Raw genomic sequence first — 11,987 nt, forward strand, 5'->3', positions numbered from 1 at the left:
AGCCCGCTGGCGCGATCCGGGCAAGTAAGTGGGCGGGGATACGGGACTGGAACAGGCAACCCGGACACGTCTCGCTCAACCAGACGCTTCGAGAATGCCCAGCATGTAGGCACGATCCACCACATGCTTGCGGGTACCTGCATGAAATTTTCCGTACAGGTTTTTCAGATGCCACTTCACAGTTTCATCACCGACATCCAGGGCCAGGGCTATCTGTTTATTTGTCAGGTTGCGTGCCAGCAACTGCAACACTTCCCGCTCTTTCGCCGTTAGCAGTCGACTCGGCGAAACGCCTGTAGCGAAGGGTTCTTGCCGTCGAACCGGAACGGACGGTATGAGTTCCTGCGCAAGCCTCTGGACATTGTTGTGATGGACCTTCTTCGCCCACATGACGAGATCGGGATGGGTGTCCTGCAGAATACGCTGCAGGCCGTAGGTGTCGGCCAGGCTGATCGCTTCGAGCAGACAGGGCAGTCCATCCCCGCCTGAGTCTTTGAGCGCCAATGCCTTGAGCAACTGGACCAGAACGATTTCGCGACCGCGCTGCAAGCGCTCGGCAAGCTCGTTTGCCACGGCGAGCACGCGCAACATGGCCTGCCAGTCGCGTTGGGCGAAATAAACGTAAGCGTTGCTCACGCCGACCAGCAGCGCCAGTTCCTGTCCTATCAGGCCGCGCTGCTGGCGAGCGACATCTGGCACCAGCGCATCCAGCCGTCGCCAGAGTGCCAGACAAGAATCGCCTCGGCCATGCAACGCATGCAGGCGAATTTGCTCACCCAGCGCCACTATGCAGAAACGTGCGATTCCCCGCTCTTCGCCGAGCGCGAACAATGCCGTCAACAAGTCGTGGCCGCGATGGGGCTGCCCCTGCAATGCAGCCAGACGTGCTGCCGTGAGAAATCCCATCGCAATCGCATCCGGCGATGCCAACCGCTCGACGACATCCAGCCGATTGGCAAGTACCGTCGTGGCCTCCTGAATCTCACCGCGTTCCAGAAGCACGGTAGCCAGTCCACAGGCGAGCATTACTGCCACCGAACTGCGCCGGCCGATATCCTTCTCCGCGCGCAACAAGCTCTTGCGAAAAGAGGCCTCGGCGGGAGGCATACGTCCTTCGCTCAAGTAGGTCATGCCCACGACCCACTCCCCATAACCGCGAATTCCATCGAGTCCCGGGGTCCACGTATAGTGGGGTGCACGCTGAAAGATGCGCCGGGCTTTTTCTGGTTGCCCCTGGAACAGCGTTATGCGGGCGACCAGGTTGGCGACGATGGCCTGCAGCTTGATCGAACCAGAGGACAATCTGTCCATCCAGGGGGCGAGCAACGCCATTGATTCGTCTGGCTGGTCAGCAAAGTAGGCGGCGGCGGCGGCTATCGCCGCCGCTTCGCAGCGGGTTTCATCATCCGCATTCGGGGCCTGCTCAATGCAGGCGATCAGCCTCGCCGCCTCGACATGCCGCTCGCTCATCGCAAGGGCCCAGGCGGCCGCAAGGCACAGACGCGGACGCGACTCCACTTCCTCGGCAGGCAACTCTTCGACCCATTCCAACACTCGGCTGAACTGACCGCGCAGCATGACTTCGTAGAGACACTGTTCGATCATCAAATAACCGTGAGTAGCCTGCCCGGCCAGCAAGTATTGGCGCGCCGCCTCCTCAAAAAAGGCGTTCGCCTCCAGCCAGTTTGCTGCCCGCTCATGGAGGACCTGTCTTTGCGCCTGCGGGAGGTCGCGAAAACGGCTTTGCAAAAACTCTCGGGCCAAGGGATGGAAGCGTACCCAGTCGCTGTCGACCCCTTCGGCGAAGATGGGTGTCGAGGCGCATAACTCATGCAGCAATTCCCCTGCCCGCTCGCTACCCGTTAGTGCGGCACACAGTGAAGGGTGAATGACTTCCTGTAGGGAGAGACAGGTAATGAACTCGATCTGTTCCGCCGACAGGCGGGTGACCAGTTTGTCGACGAAATAACCCTGAATATCACCGGAACAAGCCGAGAGATCCTCGACGGCGGCTTCCAGGTGCGCACTCTTCTCAATCGCCGCAATCGCCAGTTGCAACCCGAGTGGCCAACCTTCGGTGATTTCATGCAGGCGAAGACACAGATCAGCGTCGATGCGTGTTCCGAAACGGTTGCTGAGCAATGCGATGGTTTCTTCGCCACGGAATCGCAAGGCATCCACCGCGACCCGGACATAGAGTCCTCGGGCCACAAGGTCAACGGTGTTAAAGCTCAAGCGGCGACGCGAGGACATGATGATGCGCAGGTTGGCCGGGGCATTGTGCAGCAGGTAAGTCAGGCAGTGACGAGCGGTAGGCTCGGGCAAGGCGTCCACCTCGTCGAGGATCATGACCGTCTCGCCGCCGAGGTCGGCCACCTCCGCCAGCCAGTGGGTCAACGCTTCCAGCTCGTCGCGACCATGGCTTATGGATCCATCACTGGTACTGGTGAAGGACTGCCGGCCGCTACCCAACGCCATGGCTGCCGATAGGCCAAGTGCAAGGCGACTGCCATCATCACGCGTATCCAGAGTCAACCATGCAACAACGGCCCCGCGCGACAAAAACTCCCGTCGCCACTGCGCTAGCAGCATCGTCTTGCCGAAGCCGGCCGGCCCCTGCACGCTGATCGCGACTTTATTCGCCAATTCGGGGGCATCGATGCTCAGTCGATCGCGCGCCTGCGCTCCCCTATGACTGCGCGGAGGAGTTGTCTTGAGCACCAGTTCAGGCTCTATGCGATCCACGTTGGCGATGCCTCTCTGCAATCCCGTGCCCGGTATGAAAGAGACCGGACATTGATGTTCAAGCCATCAACGCCCTACTCCTCTGCTTGTTCCAGGGTAACGTCCTTGCGTATAGACGATAGCCCCTGAACGGCTTGAGTGGCCTCATTTTATTCAGTTTGCCAGCGCTCTCCCACTCATTCCGGCAGCGCAAAGCCTGCGGTCAGTCCGCCGTCCACGGTGTGGCACGAACCATTGATATAGGCGGCTTTGTCCGAGGCCAGCCAGGTCACCAGGTTGGCGACATCCTCCGGAGTGCCCGCACGGCCGCCTGCCGGAACCATAGCCTCCAACATGGCCTGCTCGTTCTTGCTGAGGTTGTCCTCGGTCATGGCGGTGCGAATGTAACCGGGGGCGATGGCAACGCTGCGAATGTTCTGCCGTCCATGTTCCAGGGCGCAGGCCTTGGTCAGCCCGATGACGCCATGTTTGGCGGCCGTGTAGTGCGGCAGGGTCGCCATGCCTACCAGACCATCTACTGACGCTGTGTTGATGATGACCCCGCCGCCGTTGGCCAGCATGGCCGGGATCGCCGCCCGTGCGCAAAAGAAGACGCCATTCAGATTGATATCGATGACACGGCGCCACTCGGTTACGGAGACGTCGGCCGTACGTCCACGAATCCCACAGATTCCGGCATTGCTAAACAGTACGTCTACACGCCCGAATTGGCTGACCGCCCTGTCTACCATGGCCTGGCAGGCCGCTGCATCCGCAACGTTGGTGGGAACAGCGATCGCGTTTTCGCCAATCACTTCAAGGGTCTCCTGCAGCCCTTCTTCATAAATGTCCGCCAGCACCACGCTCGCACCCAGACGGGCAAACTGGATGGCTGAAGCACGACCAATGCCGTTGGCAGCGCCCGTAACGATGACAACCTTTCCGGTAAATTCCACGGTAAATCTCCTCACACATGCCAGGTGGCTTTTATTGTTCACCGTCAAACTATCCCTCCGCCTGCCACCGGGCTTGTCCTTGCAAGCACAAGTCTTGTCCCAGGCACGACGGCGCCGCGCAAGGTCGATTTGTCCCGGCGTGCCTGACTTGTTATCCACTTGCTCCCCTTGCAACTACAAACGTCGAGCAATGTGGATACTGGGGATCACGTTGATGGAGGAGTCGCTATGAGTACCGATATTGTTATCGCCGGAGTAGGCATGGTGCCTTTCCGCAAACCGGGTCAATCGCAAAGCTACGATGTCATGGGCGAACAAGCCGCACGAGCGGCGCTCAAGGATGCCGGCATCGACTATGCGCTGATCGAGCAAGCCTTTTGCGGTTATGTCTATGGGGATAGCTGCGCAGGACAGACCGCGCTTTATCGGGTGGCTATCAGCGGAATTCCGATTTTCAACGTCAACAACAACTGCGCCAGTGGCTCTTCGGCCTTTGCCCTGGCGGTCCAGGCTGTTCGGGGACAGCAGGTCGAATGCGCCCTGGCGCTTGGCTTCGAACAGATGCCCGCAGGCGCGATCGACATGGTCTTTCCTGACAAGGTCAGCCCATTGGCACGACATTCAGAAGTGATCGCCAACCTCATGAACCTCAGCGACGAGGAGCGCGATACGCCGCCGGCTGTCTGCATGTTCGGCGCTCAGGTCGACGCCATGCTTGAGACAGGTGTGACCGAAGAGACCCTGGCCTCGGTGTGCGTCAAATCGCGCCAACACGCGGCCAACAATGAAAACGCCATTTTTCGCACACCATTGACGGTCGAAGAAATCCTGGCGACGAAGCCTATCTTTCGCGGGCTGCGCAAGAACTTCGCTTGCCCACCGAGTTGCGGTGCTGCCGCGGTGATTGTATGTACGCCAGAGTTCGCCCGCGCCCATGGCATTCGCTCTGACGTTCGCCTCGCCGGCCAGGGCTGGTGCAGTGACCAGCAAAGCTTTTTCGAAGGCAGCATCATGGATGTCATGTTTCAGGCATTGAGTCGTGATGCGGCCAACAAAGCCTATGAAGACGCCGGCATCGGACCGACGGATGTCGACGTCATCGAGTTGCATGACTGTTTTGCTAGCAATGAATTGGCCACTTATGTCGCGCTGGGCCTGTGCAAGCAGGAAGAGTTGAACGATTTTGTCGCGTCGGGGCGCGGTACCTATGGCGGCCAGTGGGTGATCAACCCGTCGGGCGGCCTGTTGGCGAAGGGACACCCGTTGGGTGCGACGGGGCTGGCCCAACTGGCAGAACTGACCTGGCAGCTACGCGGCCAGGCTGGTGCACGACAGGTCCCGGGAGCAAGGGTTGCGTTGCAGCATAACGGTGGCCTGGGCAGCGCGGGATTTGTGCACATTCTGAAGAAATATTAAAGCCCGGTTGGAATGCAGATACGCACGCAATGAGTGTCACGTGTGTGTCTGCCGACAAGTCGGATCATGACAATAGGGGGAATTCATTTTGATGGCTCTGCTGAAATTCTTGTGCATCGGCGTCTATGTTCTGGGTGTAGCAAGCACCGCGGGCTTGCTGCCCGCTACGTGGTCATTCTGGCAAACCATTGCAGTGGTACTGCTGCTTGCGCACCTGCTTGAGATCATCGTCATGTTCAAGTTCGTCAAGCGCTACCGGGGCTCGCTGGGTGCAAGCCTGGTCCTCACGCTGCTCTTTGGTTTTCTGCACTGGAAACCTTTGATGAAAGTGAAACAGCGTCCGTGAAAACCAGGCGCGTTCATCTTCCGATGAGAGTGCACAGCGTCAATCTCATCGGTCTGCGTTCGAAGAGGTACGGAGTGTGAATTGCACGATTTCCACGCTGGACGGCAAGCGCCGCAAACTCGATGGGGGCGTAATGTTCGGCAGCACCCCGCGCGAGGCCTGGGCCGGCTGGGTCAAGCCCGACCATGACAACCGCGTCGAACTGGCTTCTCGCGGGTTATTGGTGCAACAGAACGGGCGCAACATCCTTGTCCTGGCCGGTGCCGATGGCCTGCTGGCTCCAGCGCCACGCTCCTGTCGCTGCCAGCCGGGCAGTCCTGGCCTGCTGGATAGCCTGAGCCGGCAAGGCTTGAATGAACACGACATTCATGTGGTGTTGCTGACTCATCTGCACGCGCAATTACCGGCGGACCTGAGCGCGATGATCAAGGATGGCGAGACACCTCGCTTGCTGTTTCCCGCGGCGCGCTATATCACCAGCAAACGTCACTGGAGCCGGGCACGACAGCCCCATCCGCGCGATCGGGCGCTGTTTGTGCCACAGATAGTGCGGCAATTGGAAAGCAGTGGTCGCCTGGACCTGATCGAAGGCCCCGACTGCGACGAGCTCGGCGCTGGTTGGCGCTTGCATGTCAGCGATGGCTACACCCCCGGGCAACTATTGCCGGAGATCGACTTGCCCGGTGGCCCGGTGATATTTGCCGGTGACTTGGTGCCGGGGCGGCAGTGGCTGCAACTGGATGTGACCAGCGCTTACGACCGCAACCCGGAATCCTTGATCGATGAGAAAGAACGATTGCTGGATTACCTGGTGGCCTGCGGCGGCCGGTTGATTCTGCCGCGTGACCCCGAGGTCGCGATGGTGAGCGTGTTGCGTGACCGGCAATCGCGTTATGTGCCCTTCGATTCGTATCAGGTTCTCAATGGCTTCGATACTTGATCCCGATTGCGCTCTGCCCTGCCCTGTCATCGCTCCAACCCGAGACTCTGGCGATATTGGCTCGGTGCCATGCCGGTCCATCGCTTGAAGGCACGGGTGAAATTGCTGACTTCGGAAAAACCCAGGGAAAAAGCCGCTTCCGTCACCGACACCGAACTGCGCGACATGAAGGCGAGTGCATTGGTGCGCCGAGTATGGTCGAGGATTTCCTGAAAACTGGTGTCCCGGGCGGCGAGCTTCAATTGCAAGCCACGGGTACTGATGTGCAGCCGCTCTGCCACTCGATCCTTGTTCAGTGCACGCGAGGACAATTCGCTACTGACAATGGCCCGTACACGGTTGACGATATCGCCCCGCTCAATGCGCTGAAGGTACTCCATCACCGTGCGGTCATGACTCAAGGCAAGTTCCTCGTTGGCACCCGGGAGCCGCTTGTCCACCAGGTCGAGGTCCATCGCCATCACGATCTCGGATCGGCCGAATTCGACATCGCACAGGAAGTAATCGGAAAAGACCTGTGCCATGCCTTCAGACGCAGGCCGGATCAACTCAAGTTTTTTCAAACGGAACCGATTGCCGGAAATGGTCCGTAACAGCGTAAAGATCAAGGCGATGTAGGCATCGTGAGTTTCATGGCACACCTGTGCCCCCGGTACGCTTGAAGTGATCAGCAGGAACGTGTTGTTTCGTTCCTCTACGCGGATGTTGGCGTTTTGCGAAATGACGCGGTAGAGCGAGCTCAACCGTTGCGCAAAGTCCCGTATGGAAATGCTGGCCAGCAGTGCAAAGCCCATTGCATGCAGATTGGCCGGACGCAATGTCTCCCCGGCACGCAGGCCGAAATACGGATCCTTTGTGGCCTGGACGGCCGCGGCATACAGCTTTGCGATCGTTTGATTATCAATACGCAGCATAGGATCGGTGGTCGCAGGCAGCATCACGCCGCAGGAGTGAAAGACCTGATCGGCGCTAGCACCCTGGTTTTCGAGCGCTTCGGCAATCGCAATGGCATAGGCACCAATAATGGATGAACCACGGCTTGGCGTGTCCGGCGCAAAGCCATCTTTCAGCGTCCGTTGCGCGTCAATGACATCGCTGCATTCATTGCTTGTCGTCACGGTATAAACCTCTGATTGTCCAAGTCGGCAATGAGCGTTATCGCTTCGACTGACACGGTCCATTTTAGGCACCGACGCAGGCGGCAATTTTGTTAATGCACGACAAACTTTTGTGATTGAATGCCGTTTCAAGCAGCGAGGTCATCAAGGAGAAGGGGTATGACGCCGTACATGCGCGGCTGGGTGCTGCAGGACTTTGCCAAACTGATCGAGGAACTGGGTGGCGATGGGGCGCGTTACGAAGAACGCTTCCATCTTCCGCTGTACGGCCCGGATCAAAGCGATATGAAAATTCCCGGCTCATCGCTGATCCGTTTGATGGAGGCCTGCGCCGAGGACCTGAAATGCCCGGATTTCGGCATTCGCCTCGCTTCACTGCAAGGACGCGCGCCGCTCGGCCCGGTCATGCTGGTATTGACCCAGTGCGCAACGGTGGGCGAAGCCATCGGGGCCGCCGCGCGGTTCATCAACATGCTGAACCCGGCCGTGGAACTGCAATGCCAGAGCATTCCCGGTGGACTGCGTATGAGCTATCTGCTCAAAGTGCCAAGAGCAGGTATTGCGCGCCAGTTCGAGCAATGGTGCCTCATGGCGGGCATCAATGTTTTTCAAATACTGGCCGGTGAAAATGCCCGCCCGCGAGCGATTTTCTTCACCCATGCTCCGTTGCAATCGAAGGATTTCTATTCCCGTACCTTCGGATGTCCGTCGAAGTTCTCGCAAGCTACATTCGGGCTCGAATTTTCTGCAAGCGATACAGCGCGGCCGATGGACGGCAACGATCCAGAGATGAAGGCGCTCGTCACCGACTATCTGGAACGGATTGCTGACGCGTCCGGACTCGACCTCGAACATCAACTGGACGCACTGATTCGTAAACTCCTGCCGACCGGCCGCTGCACGCTCGACACCCTCGCCAGCCATTACTTCGTCAGTGTTCGTACACTGCAACGGCGCCTGGAAGATCAAGGGTTGGCCTTCGAGAAGCAGGTGGACGATATCCGCCGCGAACGCGTGGCCTTGTACCTCAGTGATCCGACGCTGCGGATCTCCCAAGTGGCGTTGTTACTCGGTTATGCCGAGCAAAGCTCGTTATCACACGCGTTCAAGCGCTGGTATGGGATGTCGCCCAGTGCCTGGCGCCGAGCCCATTCGTCTCCGCTCCCGGAGGGATGACATCCAATCACAAATGTTTGTCGTGCATTAACAAACCATTGATGCGGTGCAGTTCCCAAAATAGGGCAGCCAAAATCGGCTGGATGACTTCGTCCGCATCAATGGAGAACAAGAAGAATGACATTGCCCCAAACGAGCCATGCAGCAAGAGCAGGACGCAGACTTGAATCGTCCCTCTGCTTCGTGCTCGGTTTACTCGTGGCTTCGACGACAGTTGCCCAGTCCTACAAGACCGATATCCCGCCCTCGATCGTGACACCTGACACCCTCGAGACACGTCTCGGTACCCTGCACTTCACCGACGGTTTCCCGGACGAGGAGACCTTGCAGAAGGTCTACGACAACCTCGACTTCCAGCGCGGCGTGCAGGCGTTTCTCACGACCATTCCTGCAGCGTCGCAAGCGGCGATGCGCAGAGCCATCAGGACGCTTGGTCCGGACAACGGAACGGTGTTCATCACCGAGACACTGCTGGACTCCCGATCGCTATTCCTGACGGGCAACAGCGAGAACGTCTACGCATCGGGCTGGATTGATCTGAAGAACGGGCCGGTCGTGATCGAAAGTCCGCCCAATACCCTCGGTGTGATCGATGATTTCTGGTACCGCTACGTCACCGACCTCGGCAACGCCGGGCCCGACAAGGGTCAGGGCGGTAAATACCTGTTGCTACCTCCGAACTACGAGGGGGAAGTCCCGCAGGGTTACCACGTCTTCAAATCCCCTACTTTCAACAACTGGTTCGTCAGCCGTGGTTTTCTGGTGAATGGTGACACCAAACCAGCGGTCGAAAGCTTCAAGAAGCAGTTGCGTATTTATCCACTGGCCCAGTCCGCCAATCCACCGGCGACAACCTTCGTCAACCTCTCCGGTAAAACGATCAACACCATCCACTCGATGGACTTCTCGTTCTTCGAAGAGGTCAACGAGGTGGTGCAGGAGGAACTGAACGTCGCGCAAGATCCTGAGACGCTCGGATTGCTTGCCGCCATCGGCATCGAGAAAGGCAAGGCATTCGCGCCCGATGCGCGGATGAAGAAGATCCTCACCGAAGCGGCAGCAGTCGGCAGCGCCACGGCACGCGCGAACGCCTACAAGGCCCGTTCGCAAGAGGCGTATTTCTATCCGAACAGCGCGTGGCGCAGGCTGTTCTCCGGCGCTGACTATCAATTCCAACGCGACGGCGTTCGCCAGCTCGACGCGCGCTCCTTCTACTTCTTCTATGCCACCGTCAATACCCCCGCGTTGGTGAAGAAGATGGTCGGCGTCGGTTCGCAATATGCGGCCGCCTTTGTCGATGCCAAGGGTCAGCCACTCGATGGCGCCAAGAACTACCGGCTGCATCTGCCACCGAACATCCCGGCGAAGAATTTCTGGTCAGTCGTGCTCTATGACAATCAGACGCGTTCGATGCTGCAGACCGATCAGCAGTTCCCGAGCATCGGCAGTCAGCGCAAAGGCATCGTGATCAACCCCGATACCTCGGTAGACCTGTACTTCGGTCCCAAGCCACCACCCGGCAAGGAAAGCAACTGGGTGCAGACGCTTCCCGGCAAAGGCTGGAACACCCTCTTCCGTCTATACGGCCCGCTCGATGCCTGGTTCGACAAGACTTGGCAACCGGGTGAAATCGAAGAGATCAAGTGAGCCTTGGCGCGAACAGTGTAAGGAATCAATAAATGAATATCAGACTTGCAACCCTAATGCTGCTCGGTGCCTCCACGGTGTCGTCGGCATTCGCCCAGACCTACAAAACGGACATTCCGCCTTCGATCGTGACACCCAACAGCCTCGAGACGCGGCTCGGCACCCTCAAATTCACCGACGGCTTCCCGGACGATGCGACGGTGCAGAAGGTCTACGACAACCTCGACTTCCAGCGCGGCGTGCAGGCGTTTCTCACCGCCATGCCGGCGGCTTCGCTATCAGCGATACGCAAGGGCCTCTCCGAGTTCGGACCGGCCAACCAGACCGTTGCACTGTTCGAAAACCTTATGGACGCTCGGTCACTGTTCCTGACCGGCAACAGCGAGAACATTTACGGATGGGCCTGTATCGACCTAAAGGGCGGTCCAATCGTCATCGAAAGCGCACCCAATTCACTGAGCATCGTCGACGATTTCTGGTTCCGTTACGTCGGCGACCTCGGTAACGCCGGGCCCGACAAGGGCAAGGGTGGTAAGTACCTGGTGCTACCGCCAGGATACGAGGGCCCCGTGCCGGACGGTTACTTCGTGTTGAAGTCACCGACCTTCAACAACGTGTTCATCACCCGGGGGTTTCAGGTCGATGGCGACCCGAAACCTGGCGTGGAGAACATCAAGCAGCACCTGCGTATCTATCCTCTGGCGCAGGCCGCCAACCCGCCGGCGACGACCTTCGTCAATGTCTCCGGCAAGTCGTTCAATACCACCCATGCCCTGGACATCACTTACTTCGACGAGGTCAACGAAGTGGTGCAGGAAGAACCGAGCGCTGCGATGGACCCGGAAACGCTCGGCCTGTTGGCCGCCATCGGGATCGAGAAAGGCAAGCCGTTCGCACCGGACGACCGAATGAAAAAAATCCTCACCGAGTCCGCAGCCGTTGGCAGCGCCACGGCGCGCACCCTGACCTTTCGCACGCGCAACAAGGATTCCTATTTCTATCCGGACAGTGCCTGGGGTACGCCATTCATCGGCGGCAGCCATCGTTTCGAGCATGACGGCATCCGCCTGCTCGACGCACGCACGTATTTCTACTTCTACGCCACCGGCAACACACCGGCGATGACCGCCAAAATGGTGGGCGTCGGCTCGCAATACGCGACGGCATTCGTCGACGCCAACAAGCAGCCCTTCGACGGAGCCAAGACCTACCGGCTGCACCTTCCGCCGAATATTCCGGCGAAGAATTTCTGGTCGGTCGTGCTCTACGACAATCAGACGCGCTCGATGCTGCAGACCGACCAACAGTTTCCCAGTATCGGCAGCCAGCGCAAAGGCGTGGTCATGAACCCCGATACCTCGGTGGACTTGTACTTCGGCCCCAAAGCGCCGCCCGGCAAGGAAAGCAATTGGGTACAAACCACACCGGGTAAAGGCTGGAACACACTGCTACGCCTCTACGGCCCGCTTGAGCCATGGTTCAACAAAACCTGGCGGCCCGGCGAGATCGAGGAAGTGAAGCCGTAACTCCATCGTGCCGACTCCGGCCTGTGGCGCCACCTCAAATGAGGGGCGCAGGGACAAGCGCTGTGCCCGGTTGGATAAGTCGGAGGTTGCGTTACGGATTACTCTCAATCAATCGGTTGGAACAATAACAAGAGGAAT

Annotated in this window: 9 protein-coding genes; 6 read left to right on the forward strand and 3 right to left on the reverse strand. The window is 58.8% G+C overall.

Features of this window, described 5'->3' with window-relative positions; translation table 11 throughout:
* Positions 1-75: 75 nt before the first annotated feature.
* Positions 76-2,745, reverse strand: a complete 2,670-nt coding sequence (locus tag ACA052_RS13955; RefSeq protein ID WP_497650210.1) for a helix-turn-helix transcriptional regulator — start codon at positions 2,743-2,745, stop codon at positions 76-78.
* Positions 2,746-2,921: 176 nt separating this feature from the next.
* Positions 2,922-3,680, reverse strand: coding sequence for an SDR family NAD(P)-dependent oxidoreductase (locus tag ACA052_RS13960; protein WP_497650211.1), 759 nt, complete (start codon positions 3,678-3,680; stop codon positions 2,922-2,924).
* A 228-nt stretch (positions 3,681-3,908) separates the two neighbouring features.
* On the opposite strand from ACA052_RS13960, the gene ACA052_RS13965 reads away from it, so the two are divergent.
* The 3 genes from ACA052_RS13965 (at position 3,909) to ACA052_RS13975 (ending at position 6,382) form a co-directional block, all read left to right on the forward strand.
* Positions 3,909-5,096 carry a thiolase C-terminal domain-containing protein gene (locus ACA052_RS13965; protein WP_497650212.1) on the forward strand — a complete coding sequence of 396 codons (1,188 nt, stop codon included), beginning with the start codon at positions 3,909-3,911 and terminating at the stop codon, positions 5,094-5,096.
* Positions 5,097-5,187: 91 nt separating this feature from the next.
* Positions 5,188-5,442, forward strand: a complete 255-nt coding sequence (locus tag ACA052_RS13970) for a hypothetical protein (RefSeq protein WP_497650213.1) — start codon at positions 5,188-5,190, stop codon at positions 5,440-5,442.
* Between the two features lie 133 nt (positions 5,443-5,575).
* Positions 5,576-6,382, forward strand: coding sequence for an MBL fold metallo-hydrolase (locus tag ACA052_RS13975; protein ID WP_497650324.1), 807 nt, complete (start codon positions 5,576-5,578; stop codon positions 6,380-6,382).
* Positions 6,383-6,408: 26 nt separating this feature from the next.
* Here the strand turns inward: ACA052_RS13975 and ACA052_RS13980 are convergent, their stop codons facing one another.
* Positions 6,409-7,563 (reverse strand): AraC family transcriptional regulator, encoded by a 1,155-nt coding sequence (locus tag ACA052_RS13980; protein WP_497650214.1) that lies wholly within the window; start codon positions 7,561-7,563, stop codon positions 6,409-6,411.
* A 96-nt stretch (positions 7,564-7,659) separates the two neighbouring features.
* Here ACA052_RS13980 and ACA052_RS13985 point away from each other — a divergent pair, with 96 nt between their 5' ends.
* The 3 genes from ACA052_RS13985 (at position 7,660) to ACA052_RS13995 (ending at position 11,849) form a co-directional block, all read left to right on the forward strand.
* Positions 7,660-8,676, forward strand: a complete 1,017-nt coding sequence (locus ACA052_RS13985; RefSeq protein WP_497650215.1) for an AraC family transcriptional regulator — start codon at positions 7,660-7,662, stop codon at positions 8,674-8,676.
* Between the two features lie 198 nt (positions 8,677-8,874).
* Positions 8,875-10,323, forward strand: coding sequence for a DUF1254 domain-containing protein (locus tag ACA052_RS13990; RefSeq protein ID WP_497650216.1), 1,449 nt, complete (start codon positions 8,875-8,877; stop codon positions 10,321-10,323).
* A 32-nt stretch (positions 10,324-10,355) separates the two neighbouring features.
* Positions 10,356-11,849 carry a DUF1254 domain-containing protein gene (locus ACA052_RS13995; protein WP_497650217.1) on the forward strand — a complete coding sequence of 498 codons (1,494 nt, stop codon included), beginning with the start codon at positions 10,356-10,358 and terminating at the stop codon, positions 11,847-11,849.
* Positions 11,850-11,987 lie beyond the last annotated feature (138 nt).

The sequence above is a fragment of the Pseudomonas sp. LBUM1644 genome (genome assembly GCF_059716195.1).

What these genes read in the sequence shown, in the direction of transcription:
- ACA052_RS13965 (WP_497650212.1), top strand. Translation starts at nt 3,909, where the DNA reads ATGAGTACCGATATTGTTATCGCCGGAGTAGGCATGGTGCCTTTCCGC.
- ACA052_RS13970 (WP_497650213.1), top strand. Translation starts at nt 5,188, where the DNA reads ATGGCTCTGCTGAAATTCTTGTGCATCGGCGTCTATGTTCTGGGTGTA.
- ACA052_RS13975 (WP_497650324.1), top strand. Translation starts at nt 5,576, where the DNA reads ATGTTCGGCAGCACCCCGCGCGAGGCCTGGGCCGGCTGGGTCAAGCCC.
- ACA052_RS13980 (WP_497650214.1), bottom strand. Translation starts at nt 7,563, where the DNA reads ATGGACCGTGTCAGTCGAAGCGATAACGCTCATTGCCGACTTGGACAA.
- ACA052_RS13985 (WP_497650215.1), top strand. Translation starts at nt 7,660, where the DNA reads ATGACGCCGTACATGCGCGGCTGGGTGCTGCAGGACTTTGCCAAACTG.
- ACA052_RS13995 (WP_497650217.1), top strand. Translation starts at nt 10,356, where the DNA reads ATGAATATCAGACTTGCAACCCTAATGCTGCTCGGTGCCTCCACGGTG.